Source organism: uncultured Methylobacterium sp. (assembly GCF_964242245.1).
Taxonomy (GTDB): Bacteria; Pseudomonadota; Alphaproteobacteria; order Rhizobiales; family Beijerinckiaceae; genus Methylobacterium.
Genome location: NZ_CAXTBY010000001.1, coordinates 17,137 through 34,922, shown reverse-complemented (window position 1 = coordinate 34,922; position 17,786 = coordinate 17,137). Strand labels below are relative to the sequence as shown.

General features: G+C 71.4%; 13 protein-coding genes. 6 read left to right on the top strand and 7 right to left on the bottom strand.

What is annotated here, in order from left to right:
* The first annotated feature begins 13 nt into the window (after positions 1–13).
* Complete coding sequence (truA, locus tag ACFE8Y_RS00145) at positions 14–802, top strand: tRNA pseudouridine(38-40) synthase TruA (protein WP_375462348.1); 789 nt, start codon at positions 14–16, stop codon at positions 800–802.
* On the opposite strand, the gene dapE is transcribed toward truA, so the two are convergent.
* The 4 genes from dapE to ACFE8Y_RS00125 all read right to left on the bottom strand — a co-directional run bounded on the left by dapE (position 757) and on the right by ACFE8Y_RS00125 (position 7,016).
* Entirely contained in the window at positions 757–1,980 is a 1,224-nt protein-coding gene (gene dapE, locus ACFE8Y_RS00140; RefSeq protein ID WP_375462347.1) for a succinyl-diaminopimelate desuccinylase, read from the bottom strand. The genes truA and dapE overlap by 46 nt on opposite strands.
* Before the next feature lie 32 nt (positions 1,981–2,012).
* Entirely contained in the window at positions 2,013–4,307 is a 2,295-nt protein-coding gene (locus tag ACFE8Y_RS00135) for a glycogen debranching N-terminal domain-containing protein (protein WP_375462437.1), read from the bottom strand.
* 256 nt (positions 4,308–4,563) lie between these two features.
* Positions 4,564–5,697, bottom strand: coding sequence for a glycosyltransferase family 4 protein (locus ACFE8Y_RS00130; RefSeq protein WP_375462346.1), 1,134 nt, complete (start codon positions 5,695–5,697; stop codon positions 4,564–4,566).
* Positions 5,698–6,140: 443 nt separating this feature from the next.
* Positions 6,141–7,016 (bottom strand): hypothetical protein, encoded by an 876-nt coding sequence (locus ACFE8Y_RS00125; RefSeq protein WP_375462345.1) that lies wholly within the window; start codon positions 7,014–7,016, stop codon positions 6,141–6,143.
* Positions 7,017–7,404: 388 nt separating this feature from the next.
* On the opposite strand from ACFE8Y_RS00125, the gene ACFE8Y_RS00120 reads away from it, so the two are divergent.
* The 5 genes from ACFE8Y_RS00120 (at position 7,405) to ACFE8Y_RS00100 (ending at position 12,632) form a co-directional block, all read left to right on the top strand.
* Positions 7,405–8,862, top strand: a complete 1,458-nt coding sequence (locus tag ACFE8Y_RS00120) for an ATP-binding protein (protein WP_375462344.1) — start codon at positions 7,405–7,407, stop codon at positions 8,860–8,862.
* Positions 8,859–9,533, top strand: a complete 675-nt coding sequence (locus tag ACFE8Y_RS00115; RefSeq protein WP_375462343.1) for a response regulator — start codon at positions 8,859–8,861, stop codon at positions 9,531–9,533. Before ACFE8Y_RS00120 ends, ACFE8Y_RS00115 begins: the two co-directional genes overlap by 4 nt.
* Before the next feature lie 49 nt (positions 9,534–9,582).
* Positions 9,583–10,263: a TenA family protein gene (locus ACFE8Y_RS00110; protein ID WP_375462342.1), complete on the top strand. Its 681-nt coding sequence runs from the start codon at positions 9,583–9,585 to the stop codon at positions 10,261–10,263.
* A gap of 44 nt (positions 10,264–10,307) precedes the next feature.
* Complete coding sequence (locus ACFE8Y_RS00105) at positions 10,308–11,078, top strand: DJ-1/PfpI family protein (protein ID WP_375462341.1); 771 nt, start codon at positions 10,308–10,310, stop codon at positions 11,076–11,078.
* A gap of 81 nt (positions 11,079–11,159) precedes the next feature.
* Complete coding sequence (locus tag ACFE8Y_RS00100; RefSeq protein WP_375462340.1) at positions 11,160–12,632, top strand: amino acid permease; 1,473 nt, start codon at positions 11,160–11,162, stop codon at positions 12,630–12,632.
* Between the two features lie 28 nt (positions 12,633–12,660).
* Here the strand turns inward: ACFE8Y_RS00100 and ACFE8Y_RS00095 are convergent, their stop codons facing one another.
* From ACFE8Y_RS00095 to ACFE8Y_RS00085, 3 genes are all read right to left on the bottom strand, one after another.
* Positions 12,661–13,554: an MBL fold metallo-hydrolase gene (locus ACFE8Y_RS00095; RefSeq protein ID WP_375462436.1), complete on the bottom strand. Its 894-nt coding sequence runs from the start codon at positions 13,552–13,554 to the stop codon at positions 12,661–12,663.
* 215 nt (positions 13,555–13,769) lie between these two features.
* A complete protein-coding gene (locus tag ACFE8Y_RS00090) occupies positions 13,770–14,945 on the bottom strand; it encodes a L,D-transpeptidase family protein (RefSeq protein WP_375462339.1) in 1,176 nt (391 codons plus the stop codon).
* Positions 14,946–15,052: 107 nt separating this feature from the next.
* The gene (locus ACFE8Y_RS00085) at positions 15,053–17,632 is read right to left on the bottom strand and encodes an ABC transporter ATP-binding protein (RefSeq protein WP_375462338.1); all 2,580 of its coding nucleotides are present in this window, start codon (positions 17,630–17,632) and stop codon (positions 15,053–15,055) included.
* Positions 17,633–17,786 lie beyond the last annotated feature (154 nt).

Here is a 17,786-nt window from a genome sequence, read left to right as displayed (position 1 = left end):
GGCGTGCCCGCTGATGCCGCGCTACAAGCTCGTCATCGAGTACGACGGCGCCCCGTTCCGCGGCTGGCAGCGGCAGACCGACGATCCGAGCGTGCAGGGCGCGATCGAGCGGGCGGTGCTCGGCTTCTCGGGCGAGGTGCGCACGCTCACCTGCGCGGGCCGCACCGATGCGGGCGTGCACGCGACCCATCAGGTCGCCCATCTCGACCTGACGAAGGACTGGCGCACCGACACCGTGCGCGACGCGCTGAACGCGTACCTGCGCCGGGTGCCGGTATCGATCCTGTCGGCGGATCTGGCCGATCCGGCCTTCAACGCCCGGCATTGGGCGATCCGGCGGCACTACCGCTACCGCATCCTCGACCGGCGCAGCCCCGCCGCGCTCACCCGCGCCCAGGTCTGGCACGTGCCCTGGGCGCTGGACGCGGCGGCGATGCACGACGCGGCGCAGGGCCTCGTCGGCCTGCACGACTTCACCGCGTTCCGCGCCGCCGAGTGTCAGGCGAAGAGCCCGGTGCGGACGCTCGACCGGCTCGACGTGGTGCGGAAGGACATGGGCGCGATGGCGGAGATCGTGGTCGAGACCGATGCCCGCTCGTTCCTGCACCATCAGGTCCGCAGCATGGTCGGCACGCTGATGCTCGCCGGAAGCGGGCGCCTCGACGCGGCCGGGGTCGCCGACATCCTGGCCGCGCGCGACCGCAGCCGCTGCGGCCCGATGGCGCCGGCCTGCGGGCTCTGCCTCGTCGGGGTGGATTACCCGGCCGCGGGGCCGCCGGTCTGGCTGGCTTCGGAGAAGTAGGCGTCGAGCATCCGCCGGTAGATCGCGGTCAGCCGATCGAGGTCGGCCACCGAAACGCACTCGTCGGCTTGGTGCATGGTCTCGCCGACGAGGCCGAACTCGATCACCGGGCAGGAATCCTTGATGAACCGCGCGTCGGAGGTGCCGCCCGTGGTCGAGAGCTTCGGCCGCCGGCCGGTCTCGGCCTCGATCGCGTCCGAGACGAGGTCGACGAAGGCGTCGGGACGGGTGAGGAAGGCCGGCGCGTTCGACGGCGCGAGGTCGAGGGTGTAGCGCACCGCGTTGCCGGCGGCCTTTGCCAGCCGGCGGCGGATCTCGGCGCCGAGCGTCTCGGCATTCCAGCCCTCGTTGAAGCGGACGTTGAACACGGCGCGTGCATCCGCCGGGATCACGTTGGTCGCGGCGTTGCCCACGTCGATCGTCGTGAATTCGAGGTTCGAGGCGTCGAAGTGCGCGGTGCCGTCGTCGAGGGGCTCGGCCGCGAGCGCCCCGGCGAGGCGCAGCATCCCCGGGATCGGGTTCTCCGCCCGGTGCGGGTAGGCGACGTGGCCCTGCCGGCCGTGAACCGTCAGCCGGCCCGTGAGCGAGCCGCGCCGCCCGATCTTGATCATCTCGCCCAAGGTGTTCGGGTTCGTCGGCTCGCCGAGCAGGCAGTGGTCGAAGCGCTCGCCCCGCGCCCGCGCCCAGTCGAGGAGCTTCACCGTGCCGTTGACCGCCGGACCCTCCTCGTCGCCGGTGATCAGGAAGGCGATCGAGCCTGAGAAGTCCGGGCCGCTGGCGTCGAGGAAAGCGAGGGCGGCGGCAAGCATGCAGGCGATGCCGCCCTTCATGTCGACCGCGCCGCGCCCGTAGAGCATCCCGTCGGCGACCGCGCCGTCGAACGGCCCGTGCCGCCATGCCGTCTCGCCCGGCGGCACCACATCGGTGTGCCCGGCCAGCAGCAGGCACGGGGGGCGGGTGCCGATCCGGGCGAACAGGTTCTCGACGTCGGGGGTGTCCGCCTCCGCGAAGATCGGGCGCGCGACGGAGAACCCGGCCCGCGTGAGCAGACCGTCGATCAGCGCGAGCGCCCCACCCTCCTCCGGCGTCACGGAGGGGCAGCGGATCAGCGCCCGGGCAATCGCGAGGGGCGTGGTCGCATGCGGATCAGGCGGCGAGGCAGCGGTTTCGGATCGCACGCGCCCGCCCTCCTTATCCAGCCGAGGGCCGACTACTTGAGCACCGACACCTGCCCGTCGCCCGCGCGGCGCAGGACGCTGACGGTGACGTCGTCCGCGTAGCGCTGGAAGCGCAGGTCGACGCAGGTTTCGCCGATCTTCAGGTTGAAGATCGAGATGCCGTCGAGGAAGGCGGGCAGGATCGGCTTGCGGAACCGGATGCGGTTGCGCGCATGGTCGAGTTCCAGCCCGAGGCAGGCCGAGAGCAGGGCGAACGGTGTCGCCGCCGCCCAGGCCTGCGGAGCGCAGGCCACCGGGTAGGAGACCGGGCCGCGCTGGCGGCGGCGCATGAAGCCGCAGAACAGTTCGGGCAGCCGCTTCTGGTCCTGGTAGAGCGCCGTTTCGAACAGGCCCTGGAAGATGCGCGCGGCCTCGGCCTTGAGGTCGTAGCGGGCGAGCCCCATGGCGATCATGGCGTTGTCGTGCGGCCAGATCGAGCCGTTGTGGTACGACATCGGGTTGTAGCGCGCCTCGCCCCGGGCGATCGTCCGCACGCCCCAGCCGTTGAAGCCGTCCTTCGACAGGAGGCCCTGCGCCACCCGCGCCGCCCGCTCCGGCCGGGCGATCCCGGTGAACAGGGCGTGGCCGGCGTTCGACGAGCGCACCGCGCAAGGCCGCTTCTCGCCGTCGAGGGCGAGCGCGTAGGTGCCGATCTCCTCGTTCCAGAACGCCGCGTCGAACTTTTCGCGCAGCGCGTCGGCTTGAGTGGTGAGCGTCTCGGCCATGGCGTCGTAGCCGAGCATCGCCGCGAGCTTGGCCATGCCGGTCTTGGCGGCGTAGACGTAGCCCTGCACCTCGCACAGCGCGATCGGGCCCTTGGCGAGCTGCCCGTCGGCGTGGAAGATCGAATCGTGGCTGTCCTTCCAGCCCTGGTTCTGGAGGCCCGCCTCGGTGTCGCGCTCGTACTCGACGAAGCCGTCCCCGTCCCGGTCGCCGTAGGCGTCCATCCAGGCGAGCGCGCGCTCGAGCGCCGGCCAGATCCGGGTGATCGTCTCGCGGTCGCCGGTGACGGCGTAGTACTCCCAGGCGAGCCACACGAAGAGCGGCGTACCGTCGATGGTGCCGTAATAGTGCCGGAACGGCACCTCGCCGAGCATCGCCATCTCGCCGCGCCGCGTCTCGTGCAGCACCTTGCCGGGCTGCGCGTCGGCCGCCGGATCGACGGCCCGAGCCTGGGTCACGGCGAGGTAGCGCAGCACGCCCTTGGCGAATTTCGGGTCGATCCAGAGCGCCATCATCGCGGTGATGATGCCGTCGCGGCCGAACACCGTGGAGTACCAGGGGATGCCGGCGAAGGGGTAGATGCCCTCGGGCGTGCGGCTCGCCAGCATGTAGAGGTCGGCGGTGGCGCGGCAGGCGGCCTCGTTGAACTGGTCGTTCGAGGAGATGACCGTGGTGATGCCGGCGGTGAGTTCGCGGAGGTCCCGGCGGGCGTCGCGGTAGGCGCGGGCGAACACCATGCCCTCGTAGAGGCCCCTGGGCGGCCGCACCGCCGTGCTGCCCGACGCAAGCGAGAGCGCGGCGGCGGCGTCCTCGCCGACCCGCTCGGCCGAGGGCGCGCTGATGAAGGCCCGGTGCGATTCGCAGACCACGCGGATGAACAGCGAGGCCCGGCCCTCGGGGGCCAGCGACACCTCGAACACGGCCCGGCCCGGCTCGATCAGCGTCGGCTTCGGCCCGAAGTGCAGGGCGGTCGTGCGCACGATCTCGTCGAGCCCGACGTAGCGGAACTGCACCTCCCGGTCGCTCGCCACCTGGACGGCGCGCTTGCCGCGGTGGGTCCGGGCGGTGCCGCGCACCTCGAACAGGTCGCGGTAATCGGCGTCGAACGTCACCTCGACCCGCAGGCTCCGGTGGCGCGAATCGTAGGAGCGCAGGCCGAGCCGGTCGTAGCAGGCACCCCGGAACAGGAACTTGGTGCGCTCGATGGCGATGAGCTCGCGGGGGATCGTCGTCTCGTCCTGGGCATCGAGGCGGATGTCGGGCGTCGTCATGTCGACGGACAGCGCCCCGTTGTCGTCCTGCATCACGGAGGAGAGCATCAGCGGGCGCTGGCCCTCGATGGTGAAGTGCAGGCGCGACAGGAAGCGGGTGTCCTGGAAGTACAGTCCCTCCGGCCCCGGCTGCACGCCGATGTCGCCGAAGGCGTCGAGCACGGCAAACGCCTCGCCGAACTTGAGCGAGCGCAGCGGACGGTCGACCAGCGAGGTCTGCGCCTCGATGTGGTACTGCGGCAGCACCGCGTCGGCATCCCGAAATCCTTGCGGGACTGGCTGTGACGCCTCCATGCCGGGCTCGGCCGTCGCCGTGGTGTTCTCCGCCGCCATGCCTGGGCTTCTCCGGGTTCGGATATGCGAGTTGCGGGAGTGCGAATCGAAAGGGCCGCCGGATCGCTCTCGCGCGATGCGGCGGCCCTCGTGACCGTGGGAGTGCGGCGCTTCTAGGACGCCGAACGGGGCCCGAACATCCCTGCAAGCGGGATGCCGGGCCCCTCCGGCAAGGCCGGCCGCGCCCGCTCAGGCTTGGCCGGCCTCTCGCAAGGTGTCAGGCGGGCATCGCGGCAACCGAGATCGCGGGGCGTGCCGAGCCGTTCATCTCGCCGTAATGCGGCGTGAAGGCCGACGCCTTCGGCAGGGTGATCACCGTGTTGCGGCCCGAGAGCAGTTCCTCGTAGGCGGCGACGTACTTGCGGACCATGCACTCGGCGGTGAACGCGGTCTCGAAGTGGCGGCGCACGCCCGCGCGGCTCATGGTCTTGACCGTATGGACGGCCGCGACCGCGTCGTCCATGCTGTCGCACAGGACGCCGCTGACGCCGTCGGCAATCACCTCGGGCACGGAGCCGTTGCGGAACGCGATCACCGGCGTGCCCGCCGACATCGCCTCAATCATCACGAGGCCGAAGGGCTCCGGCCAGTCGATCGGGAAGGCCAGCGCCAGGGCGTTGCCGAGAAAGTCCTTCTTCTGCTCCTCGTTGATCTCGCCGATGTACTCGATCAGCGGGTGGTGGATCATCGGCTCGATGACCTCGTCCCAGTAATCCTTGTCGGCCTTGTCGACCTTGGCGGCAATCTTGAGCGGGACGCCGGAGCGGATCGCCATCTGGATCGCGCGGTCGGGACGCTTCTCGGGGGAGATGCGGCCGAGGAAGGCGAGGTAGCCGCCCTTGGCCTCCGGGTAGAACGGGCAGTTCTGCGACGGCAGGCCGTGATGGATGGTCGAGAGCCAGTTGACGTTGGGCGGCATCGGCTCGCGCTGGTTGTCGGAGATCGACACGAGCGGCATGCCGGTGAAGGTCCGGTAGACCGGCATGAAGTCCGGCACGTCGAGGCGACCGTGCATCGTCGTGATGCACTTGTGGTTCAGATCCTCGAACATAGGGTATTGCAGCAGATCGATGTGGAAGTGCAGCACGTCGAACTCGTGCGCCCGGCGATGGACCTGATGCAGCATCGCGAGGTGGCTCGCGGTGTGATCGCGATAGCCCAGCAGGCGCAGGCCCTCGGGCGTGCAGGCCGCGAGCTTCGCCGAAGTCTCGGAATCGCCACTGGCGAACAAGGTGACGTCGTGACCCTGGCGGACGAGTTCCTCGGTGATCCAGCTGACGACGCGCTCTGTACCGCCGTAGAACTTCGGCGGCACGGCTTCCGAGAGCGGGGCAATCTGGGCAATGCGCACGAAAGGTCTCCTGTAAAGCCAACGTTTCGGGGATCTAACCCGACCCGGGCTGAGTGGGACATGAACGGAACCCACGGCCAAGGTTATGGTTCCCCGCCGGCGCGATCGTCACGCTCCGTCTCGTCCCGGCGCCGCGCCGTCCCCACGATCCTCGCACGCCCGAGCGAAGCAGCGTTCCACGCGCTCAAGGCGGCCGATGCCGTGGTCGGACCGTGGCGGCAGCACCATGACGCGATCGGCCCACGCGCAGTTCGGGCGACCAGCCGCCGGGCCCCGGAGCCTGTCCTCCTCCTGACGGATCGGAGTCGAGGTGTCCCGTTACGTTCCGGGACGGCACGCCCAGCGACCCGCGACGCTGCTGCCTGAGCGAGCGACCGCATGAGCGGCAGTGTGCCGTGACGCTCGGCTGACGGATCGGAGGCTCGAACTCTGGCCCGTCGGTGTCAGAAGTGGTCGGGCAGGCTTTTGACCGCGTCGCCCAGCGCCTCGACGCTCTCGCGGATCTTGCGACCTGCCGGCGCCAGCGACGGGATCTTCAGGCCGAACACCTCGGCGTCCTCGTCGGCCGTCTCGGCGGGCGCGGCCTTGGTCTCCGCGGCCGCCGTCCGGGCGGCGACGGGCTTCTCGGCCGGACTGCGCTTGGCCTGCGCCTCGGCTCGCGGCTTGACCCTCGCCGGCTCGGCCGGCGGCGCGGCAAAGGTGGGGTCCGTCGTCCGAGCCCGCACCGTCTCCGCCGGAAGCGGTGCGAGCGCCGCCGCGCGGACGGGCGCGACGAGCGTCGCCTGACGCGACGGGCCGATCACGGGGACGTGCACGATGCTCGGCATCGGTCGAGGCGGCCGTTGCGCCGACACCTCCGGTTCGGCGTTCAGATCCGCGTCCTTGCTTCGAACCGCCCCGGGTTTGGCGGCCGCGGCGGTCGTCGGGTGCCCGGCCTCCGCCGGTCCTTCGGCGCGCCGGGTATCGGGATCGATCCACGGGACCGCGTCGGCGCGTGCCGGGATCGCGACGAGGCGTGCCGGCTCAGCCGGTGCCGTCACGATCTCTCGGACGGCCGGAACCGCCGCAGGGACGCTGCCGGTCGCCAGGGCCGGCAGGCCGTCCTTCAGGTCGGGCCAATCCGCCGCCCCCTGCCGGATCGCGGCGGGCGCGCGCTGCGGGCCGGCGAGTCCGGACAGGACCGTGCTCGCCGCCACCGCGAACGCGCCGGTCCCGGCAAGGCCGAGCAGGCCGAGGACCACGATGCGACCGACGCGCCGACGGGGTGCGGCTTCGGCGGGGACGCGGGTCTCGGAAGGGTCGAGGGCGAGGTCGATCATCGGACGGGGGCTCTTCGGGTACGCAGGACGGGTGCGGTCGATCTCCCCATCACGGCCGCTTCGATCCGGTCACGTGTTCGGAAGCGAGGCTTCGATCTCGATTGATGACCGGCAATACGGCGCAACGATGTCACCCGGTATTCGTGAGGGCGGTTCTGTCCTGACGGCCCGTCAGCTTCGTTGGAGAAGTTTTGAGTTAAGCGACCCGCCCTTAACAACACGTAGCATCGGCGCGCCGATGCGTGGATCGTCGATCGAAGGGGAGCAGAGCGGGCGGCCGCGCGGCGTCGAACGATCCCGGCGGTGGAACACGCCCGATGTCGGCGGGGGAAGCACTGCTGCGAGACCGGCATGGACAAGGTAGGCCGCCTTCGCCACGTTGGCGGGCGTGAGTGCCCGATCCATCACCGCTCCGACGAGACCGGACGAGGGCGGAGACCCGCCCGCCGCGTCGCCCGTCGCCCGTCCCGCCCGGTTCTGGAACGACTGGTCGACGCGGGCGCGCCTCATCGCCGTGGTGCTCGCCATCGACGTGCTCGCCGCGGTGATCTCCTGCGGCGTGATCGTGCTCAATGCCCGCAGCGCCGTGAAGGTCGAGACCCGGGCGTCGCTGGCGACCGTCGAGTCGCTCGTGGCCGACACGATCCGCCTGCTGGAGGCGGCCCCGACCGACCGCCTGCTCCAGACCCTCGACCTGCGCTTCCAGGTGCTGCGCCACGTCCGCGTAGCGGTCCGGGACACCGATGGAAGCACCGTCGGCGACGGCCTCGGCCGGCCGCATCAGGAGAAGGCCGCACCGGCGTGGTTCGCCGACCTGATCATGCCGCGGATCGAGCAGCACGTGCTGCCGATCATCGCCGCCGGCCGGACCATCGGCACCGCGCGGATCACCACGCAGCCGATGGACGAGATCGACGAGATCTGGGGCTATGCCCGCGCGCTGTCGCTGACGACGTTCTCCATCAACGCGGCGATGCTGGCCGCCCTCTACCTCGCGCTGGGCCGGGTGCTCGCGCCGCTTGGTCGCCTCGCGGACGGTCTGACCCAGTTCGAGCGGCAGGATTACACGGCGCGGCTCGCACAACCCGCCACGCGGGAATTCACGGTGATCACGGCCCGCTTCAACCAAGTCGCCGAGGCGCTCGGCGCGGTCCGGGCAGCCAACGGCCGTCTCAACCGGCAATTGCTGACCGCGCAGGACGATGAACGCCGCCGCACGGCGCTGGAACTGCACGACGAGTTCGGTCCCTGCCTGTTCGCCCTCGAAGCCAACGCCGCCTCGGTCGGGCGGATCGCGACGGGGGCCGCGGAGCCCGACCGCGAGAAGCTCGCCGCCCGCGCCTCGGAAATCGCCGCGATCATCGGGCAGGTCCAGACCCGCAACCGCGACCTCCTCAACCGTCTGCGCCCCCACGCCCTCGGGCAGGTTCCCCTGGCCGAGTGCCTGGACCTGCTGCTGCGCGACTTCAGCCGCCGCCATCCCGGCACCGTCTTCACCGGACGGTTCGACGGGCTGGCGCGGGGCTACGGCGATCTCGCCGACCTCACGGTCTTCCGCTGCATCCAGGAGAGCATGACCAACGCGGTGCGGCACGGCCGCGCGGCCCACGTCGAGGCGGAGGCGCACGAGGCCGAAGGCGCGCTGCACGTCGCGGTGCGCGACGACGGCGTCGGCTTCGCGCCCGACCACGGCACCGGGCTCGGCCTGTCGGGCATGCGCGAGCGCGTCGGCGCATTGGATGGAACATTCGTGCTTGACAAGCACGGACCCGGAGCCGTTGTCCGCATTATCCTTCCCGTGGATCCCCATCGGGACGACGAGTCAAGTTCGGGTCCGTCCGCATGAATGCCCTCGCCGTGAAGCCCGTCGCCGTGCAGACGCGGATGCCGGTCCTCGTCATCGATGATCACCCGATCGTGCTCCAGGGCTGCCGCCGGGTGCTGGAGGATGCCGGCGTCGAGATGGTCGCCGAGGCGACGACGGTGGTCGGCGGCTACCGCGCCTTCCACCGGTTGCGGCCGCCGATCGTGATCTGCGACCTCACCTTCCAGGGAAGCGGGCTGGCCGGCCTCGGGTTGATCCGCCGCATGCGCGCGGTCGAGCCCAAGACGCGCATCCTCGTCTTCAGCATGCACAACGATCCGGTCATCGTCGCCCGGGCGCTCGAGGCAGGCGCACTCGGCTACGTGCTCAAGGATCACGCCTCGGCGGAGCTGTTCGAGGCGTTCGAGAAGGTCCGGGCCGGCGAGGTCCACCTCGACCGGCGGCTGGCAACCGAGGTCGCGATGCTGCGCACCGACGCGCGGCGCGCCCCCGAGACGCAGCTCACCCCGCGCGAGCAGCAGATCCTCGCGCGCCTCGCCCAGGGCAAGTCCTACGGCGCCATCGCCGCCGACCTCTCGGTGAGCTACAAGACCGTGACCAATGCCTGCTCGCAGATGCGCCAGAAGCTCGGCGTGCGCACGCTAGCCGAGCTGATCCACGTGGCCGTCACCCAGGCGCAGCGCCAGGGCTGATTCCTTGCGGCTTGGCGTTGCGGTTCTTGAGACGCCGGGAGGGTGGGCGATGGCCGATGCCAAGGTTGATGCGTTCTCGCAGGCGGCCTGGGCGGCGAACGCCAGCCTCTACGAGACCATCCGCACGATGCCGTTCAACGCGGACTTGGCCGCTGGCACGCTGCGTCGGTCCCGCTTCAAGCACTACATCGTGCAGGACGCGCACTACCTGATCGGCTTCGGGCGGGCGCTCAGCCTCGCCGCCGCCAAGGCGCCCGAGCCGGAGGGCATCGTGCTGTTCTCCCAGGCCGCGCAGGAGGCCATCGTGGTCGAGCGAGCCCTGCACGGCGGCTTCTTCCGCGATTACGGGATCGCGCCCGAGACCTTCGCGGCGACGCCGCTCTCGCCGGCCTGCGACCATTACGTCTCCTACCTCGTGGCGACGGCCCATGCCGAGCCCTACGAGGTTCTCCTCGGCGCCCTCCTCCCGTGCTTCTGGATCTACGCCGAGATCGGCCGGGACATCCACGCGCGGGCCGCCGGCGACAATCCCTACCGGGCCTGGATCGACACCTACGCGGGCGCCGACTTCGCCGACGCCGTCGCCCGGATGATCGCGGCGACGGACGCCGCGGCACGCGAGGCCTCGCCCACCTTGCGCGCCCGGATGCACCGGACCTTCACCCACGCGACCCGCCTCGAATGGATGTTCTGGGACGGGGCCTACCGCGAGGCCGGCTGGGCGGTGTGAGGACGCGGGATGCGCACGGGTGCCGCGGCGGCCGAAGCCCCGCGATGAACCGCAGGGACTTCGTCGCGTCCGCGATCGCCGCCGCCTCGCTCGGCGCAGCCCCCATCCAAGCCCGCGCCGAACCGGCGATGATCCCCGAAGGCCAGCCGGTTCGCATCGCCATGCTGCTCTACCCGGGGATGACGGCGCTGGACGTCGCCGGCCCGCAGGCGATCCTCGCCGGCCTCGCTCCGGGCAGCCTGCACCTCGTCGCGCGGGAGGCGGGCCCGGTCGCGAGCGATACCGGCCTGAGCCTCGTCGCCACCGCGACCTTCGCGACCTGCCCGGGCGACCTCGACGTGCTGTTCGTGCCCGGCGGGGACGGCACCCCGGAACAGATGCGCGATGCGGCGACGCTCGCGTTCCTGCGCGACCGCGCAGCGCGGGCGGCCTGGGTCACCAGCGCCTGCACCGGCTCGCTGATCCTCGGCGCGGCCGGCCTGCTCGCGGGATACCGCGCCACCTCGCACTGGTGCGTGCGGGAGGCCGTACTGCCGCTGCTCGGCTCCGTGCCGGTGGACGCGCGCGTGGTGTTCGACCGCAACCGGGTTACCGCCGCCGGCATCTCGGCCGGGCTCGACTTCGCCTTGAGCCTGGCCGCGCGCCTGCGCGGCGACGACTACGCCCGCACCGGCCAGCTCGTCGCGGAGTACGCACCGCATCCGCCCTTCGACGCAGGGACGCCCGGGGCCGCGGGGACGGCGGTCACCCATGCCGCCGAGGCGATCCTCGCGCCCCTGGTTGCCGGTGCGATCGGTGCCGCGCGGACGCGGTGAACCCGATCTTGCGATGCGCTGGCACGAAGGGCGCATCCCGTTCAGCCTGTCGATCCGACGGACCAGAAAGGCACGGACACCATGGCGGCCGGCGTAGCCCACGACCTGATCCGGACGAAGTCGCTGGAGCGCCTCAACGCCGACGCGGAGGCCGGCGAGAACACCTTGCAGCGCACCCTCGGCCCGTGGAGCCTCATCGGCCTCGGCATCGGCGCGGTGATCGGCGCGGGCCTGTTCTCGCTCACCGGCATCGCGGCCGCCGAGCACGCGGGTCCCGCCGTGGTGATCTCGTTCGCCATCGCCGCGATCGGCTGCGCGTTCGCGGGCATGTGCTACAGCGAGCTCGCCGGGATGATCCCGGTGGCGGGCTCGGCCTACACCTACGCCTACGCCACCATGGGCGAGTTCGTCGCCTGGATCATCGGCTGGGACCTCGTGCTCGAGTACGCGGTCGGCGCCGCCACGGTCTCGGTGAGCTGGTCGCAGTACGTCGTCCGCTTCCTGCACGAGGTCGGCGTCGACCTGCCCGCTAGGCTCGTCCATTCGCCGTTCGAGACCTACACGCTCGCCGACGGCACGACGGGCCACGGCCTCGTCAACCTGCCGGCGATCCTGATCATCTGCGCCGCCTCGTGGCTCTTGATGGTCGGGATCAGCGAGTCGGCCAAGGTCAACGCGGCGATCGTGATGGTGAAGCTTGCCGTCGTCGCCGTGGTGATCGGACTCGGCGCCTTCTACGTGAAGCGGGAAAACTACGTGCCGTTCATCCCCGAGAACACCGGCACCTTCGGCGAGTACGGCTGGAGCGGGATCATGCGGGCGGCGGGCGTGGTGTTCTTCGCCTACATCGGCTTCGACGCGGTCTCCACCGCGGCGCAGGAATGCGAGAACCCCCAGCGCAACATGCCGATCGGCATCCTCGGGTCGCTGGCGATCTGCACGGTGATCTACATCCTGTTCGCGGGCGTGCTCACCGGCCTCGTCCACTACGACGCGATGAAGGGCGACGGGGCGCCGGTGAACACCGCCATCGGCCAGACGCCGTTCCCCTGGCTCAAGAGCCTCGTGACGCTGGGCGTCATCGCCGGCTTCTCCACCGTGATCCTCGTGCTGCTGCTCGGGCAGAGCCGGGTGTTCTACACCATGTCGAAGGACCGCCTGCTGCCGGGCCTGTTCTCGAAGCTGCACCCGACCTGGAAGACGCCCTACCGCTCGAACCTGTTCTTCATGGCGTTCACCGGCGCGCTCGGCGGCTTCCTGCCGATCACGCAGCTCGGCCACATGACGAGCATCGGGACGCTCTTGGCCTTCATCATCGTCTGCCTCGGGGTCATCATCCTGCGGCGCACCCAGCCCGAGGCCAAGCGCGACTACCGCACGCCGCTGGTGCCGCTCGTGCCGATCCTCGGCATCCTCACCTGCGGCGCGATGATGGTGTCGCTGGACGGCGAGACGTGGCTGCGCCTCGTGGTCTGGCTGGTGATCGGATTGGCGATCTACTTCGGCTGGAGCCGTGCCCACAGCCGCGTCGGCCGGGAGGAGGGAGCGGCCTGAAGCCGACCGTGGTTTCCGGCCGCCGCGCTCAGGCGATCCGCACCAGGGGCGCGGCCCGGCGCGGGGCCGCCACCGCGCCCACCTGAACGCTCTGGCGCTCGCGGGCGATGAAGGCGCTCGGCATGATCGCCTGCATGTCGGCCTCCATGGCGCGCAGGGTGGCGTCGGAATGGCAGGGATGCAGGTGGATGATCGCGAGCCCCTTCACGCCTGCCGCCTGCGCCAGCTCGACGCCCTTCTGCCACGTGGAATGGCCCCAGCCGCGGCAGGTGGGATACTCGCCGTCGGTGAACATGCCGTCGTAGACCATGAGGTCGGCGCCCGCGACGAAGCGCATCAGGGCCGGGTCCGGCCACGGATCGGTGTGCTCGACGTCGCTGACGATGCACAGGCGCTTGCCCGCGTGCGCGAAGCGGTATCCCACCGAGCCCTGCGGATGGTTGAGCAGGATCGTGTCGACGCGCGTCCCGTCTTCCAGGGTCAGGCTCTCGCCGGCCCGGAAGCCGTGATGCTTGAACGTGCAGGGCAGGATGTCGAGGGTGACCGGGAACAGTGGCGGCGCGTAGAGCCGGCCGAGCGCATCCTCGGCCGATTGCCCGTCGAGGTTGCCGCAATAGGTGTTGATCACCCGCTCGGGATCGAACACCGCCGGCTTGAAGAACGGCAGGCCGCCGGTGTGGTCGAGGTGCAGGTGGCTGAAGAGGAGATCGATCGTCTTCGGCAGGTCCGCCCGGTGATGCTGGCCGCAATTGTAGAGGCCGGAGCCCGCATCGACGAGGAACAGGCGCTGTCCGCAGCGCACCTCCAGGCACGGGGTGCTGCCGCCGAACTCGACGTAGTCGGGGCCGCTCACGGGCGTGGAACCGCGCACGCCCCAGAATCGCAGCAGGAGGCTGTCGTCCACGGAAAGAGAGTTGGACATCGTCATCGCGGGTCGTTTTCGTGTCAGATGGTCCGATCCTCTCGGATCTGGAACCGTTCTCCGCTCCGGCGTCAATGCGTCCGCTGCGGCGGGCGGCCAGGGGATCATGACCTGCCGCCCTGTGTCGAAGGTTGAGATGGGTGGGGCTCCAAACCCGTGATGTGCGGGGCCGCACACGGGGTAAGTCCCATCGAAGTCCGGTCTTTCGGGAACGATCAGGGACGATCGGCCAGGGCAAGCGTTCCGGTAGGGATCGGCCTCGGCGGAGAAGTCCCGCCTTCGCTCGACCGGAGGATGCGCGGCAGGCTGTCGGCGTAGCGCGCGGTGAGACCGGCGAACGGATCGCCCGCCCGCTCGTAGGCCGGCACGAACCCGGCCATGCGGGTGAACGAGAACGCCGAGGCCGGCGCGATCCACGATGCCCAGACCGCCTCGGGCACCGGCACCGGGCGGCGGCGCCCCGGGATCACGACCACCTCCTGCCCGGCAAACGCCAAGGCCTCCGGCCGGCTGACCTCGCCGAGCGAGACGCCCTTGGCCGCGAGCGAGGCCCAGAACGCGTGCTGGCCGCCGTCGGAGTACGTGGTGCGCACGGCCGGCGCGCCCTCCTCGACGAGGGCGGCGATCCGCGCCTCCTCCGCGGCGCGGCGGGTCGCCACCGCCGCCTCCTTGGCGGGGTCCCCGGACGGTGCGAAGACGTAGCGGCCGCCCTCCACGCCGACCTGCAAAGCGTCCCCCGTCGCCTCGAAGCGGTCGGCGCCGGCCTTCAACTCGCGCCAGAACGCGATGTTCGGATCGGTGCGATGGCGGGCCATGTTCTCGGCGCTCATCCGGAACGGGTAGGACTGGAACTGGAACGCCGCCTGCCCGCCGTTCAGCGCGTCGCGGGCAATGGCGTAGATCTCGGCCACGGTGCGATCCATCATGGCAAAGCACCCCATCGACGAGCACACGCCGTGCACCATCACCGCGGAGCCGGTGCCGCCGTGGGCCCGGTCGTAGGCGTTGGGATAGCCGACGTCGAAGGAGAGGTAGTAGTGCGAGTTCGGGTTCATCTGGCGCCGCGGCACCGTGTAGAACCCTTCGGGCGTCTGCCGGTCGCCGTTCTTGCGCTTGGGCCCGAGCTGGCCGGACCAGCGGCAGATCGGGAAGGTCTTGATGAGGACGAAGCGGCCGTCGGCCGCCTTCTTCCAGACCTCGATCTCGGATTCCTTCTTGTAGGCCCGGAACAGCACCGGCGCCGCGGCGCTCGTGCCGTTGGCCGCCATCACCGCCAGCGTGGCCGGCGGGATCGGCGCCTCGGCCTTGGCGTTCTGGGCCGCGGCCGCGCCCGCCAGCGCCGGCAGGAGCCAGGCGGCGGTGACCGCTCGCAGGAGGAAGACTGGACGCATCGATGGCCCGCGGCGGTCTACGGTCGCGCATCGACGCGACTTCAGGGCACACCGCGGCGCGGGCGCGAGGTCGCAGCCTGTGCAGCCAATGCGGCGCGGGTGTGGCCTCACGCCGGTGCGAGGGCGCGCGCAGGACGTGCCTCTGCCGGACGGTTCACGGTGCTGTTCTCGACGGCGATCACCGCATCGAAGGCATCGAGCGCGTCGAGTTCGGCGGCAGCGGGCAGGCAGACGATCAGGCCGCGCCCGCGGCGCGCGGCGCGCAGGCGCGTGAGGCGATCGGCAATCTGCGCGGGCTTGCGCTCGTCCAGCAGAATCGCGACGACCGCGATGTCGGGTTGCCGGATCAGGCACCGGGCGAGGTCGATCGCGACCCGCGTCGCCGCGGGAATCGCGCCCTCGCCGAGTCCGGTGCCGGTTCCCGCGATGCCCGGCTCGACCCGGCTGTCGAGACCGAGGCGGTAGACCGACTTCTCGAGGCCCTCCTCCGTCAGCACCCGGCGCACGATCGCGCGCACCCGCGCCTCCGCTCCGGCCTCGCCGTGGCTGACGCGCCCGAACAGCAGGTTCTCCTCAAGGCTGGCCGCCGGGTTGATCCGGGCGGGATCGTGGAACTCCACCGCGCCGGAGAGGTGCGGCGGCAGCATCCGCGCGAAGGAGCGGCGGGCGGCCACGAGGCGTTCCTCGAACGGGCCGTCGATCAGGCCGAAGCGGTGGCGGGTCTCGCTGTAGCGCAGGGCCAGACCGATCAGCCGCTCCCGGTCGCGCTGCCCGGCCGGACCCCGCCGGAGGGACGCGGCGCCGGGCTGGCGCACGACGAGATCCTCGAAGTAGCCGCGCTCGTCGGCCGGGAAGAGCGAGAACGCGTCGAACAGGGGATGGTCGTTCGGCAGTTCCGCGAAGATCTCGACGGTGCTGCGGGCGACCGACAGGCCGATCTCGGTCAGAGGCCTGACGAGGTCTTCCGCCTCCAGCACCGCCCGCAGGTAAGGGTGCCGCGCGAGGCGCTTCAGGGTGAAGGTGGCGCCCACTGCCTCGCCGAACAGGATGTTCTCGCCGACCGTGGCTTGGTGGCCGTAGAGGTCCGGATCGAACGCTTCGACGAGGCGCTCGGCGCCCTCCGCACGGAGCAAGGCGCGCACGGTGGCACGCGCCGCAACGAGGGACCGGGCAAGCGCGGGCTCGGCGGCCGGATCGACCTGCCCGATCAGGCCGCGGGCGTAGACGAACGCGTCGAGGCCGGTGATCCGCAGGATCTCGACGAAGGCGGCCTCGTCCGGCGCGGTGGTGCCGGCGCCGTAGAGGATGTTCGCGCGCAGGGTTCCCTCGACCAGGATCGCCTCGCCCGACGCGAAGGCGATCCGACGGGCGCGCTCGGACGGATCGAACCCGCGCAGATCCTGGCCGGCATAGGTGACGGTGCCCGCCGTCGGCGCGACCTGCCCGGCGAGGATCGCGGCAAGCACCCGGCTGCCGCTGCCGCGACCGCCCGTGATCGCGACGTGCGCGGGCATCGCCAGGGCCACGTCGACGCCGGAGAGCCGCTCGCCGGTCGCCGCGTCGTAGGCGCCGACGCCGCGCACCGCGAGTTCGCCGGAACGCGGGAACGCGGCTCCGGTCCCGCTGCTGCGCGGGCGGCGGCTCTCCAGGCCCGCGATCGTGCGCGCGATCTCGGCGAAGACCGGCGCCACGGCGTCGCGCACGATCCACAGGTGGAGCGTCAGCGCGATCAGGATGGCCGCGATGGCGAAGGCGCCCGCGGCCGCCAGGAGCGCGGCGGGGTCGACGGCGCGGGCGGGAAGTCCGCCCTCCCCGCCGCCGTGCCACAGGGCCGTGCCGGCGGCGATGGCGGGCAGGATCACGGCGAGCGCGAGCGACGGGGCGCGGGCGTAGGCGAGTTGCGCCTCGGCTCGTGCCAGGGCGGAGCGGGTCGCCGCCGCCTTCTCCGCGATGCGGACGCGTTCCAGGGCGCCGGAGCCGTGGATGCGCACGGCCGGCATTCGCCGAACGAGGTCCCCGAGGGTGCGCTCGGCGAGGCCGCCGGTGCGAAGCCGCAAGGTGCTTCGCGCGGCCGACCGACGCAGGACCAGGAACCGGGCAAGGCCTGCGGCGAGCAGACCGACCGCCGCCGTCGGAACGAGACGGGGCGCTGCCAATCCTGCGCCGGCCAGCGCCAGCAGGATCGCACCGGACGCCATCACCGGAACCAGGATGCCGATCGCGAGCAGCCCGTCGACCCGCACCAGCGCCTGCCCGACGAGGCCGGCGAGGCTCTTGGCCTCGTCGCGGGCGCCGGGAGGGGCTTCAAGGATCGCCGCGGTCGCCGCCTCGCGCAGGACGCTCACGGCTCGCCCCTGCGCCGAGACGCACAGGCCCGCGACGAACCAGCCGAGCGCGGCCAGGGCGAGCGCGGCGACGGCGAGGCCGAGGAAGGCGACGAGTTCGAGATCGACGGGGCGAAGGTTCCAGCCGGGCGCCAAGACGAGATCGCCCGAGGCGGCGGGAAGCGCGAGGCGCAGGAACGGCAGCGCGGCGACCTCGTCGCGCCCCAGGGCGTGAACGAGGTCGCGCAGGCAGAGGAGCGCCAGGATACAGAGCGGGCCGCCGCCGCCGAGGGCGAGCGCGACGGCGGCGGCGTGGCGGCCGCGTCCCGCGCGCCACGCGAGGACGATCGGATCAGACTCCATGACCCCTCATGCCGTCGACGAAACCCCGCACCGCGCCCGGCCGCGCGGCGTCCCAAGCCCGGATCGTTCCTCGCTTAGGCGTTCGGCAAGCCCGCGCAAAGCGTGGCGGCGCACCGGCCGGTAACGCCTGCCCGGCGCGCCGCCGCGGCAGGCC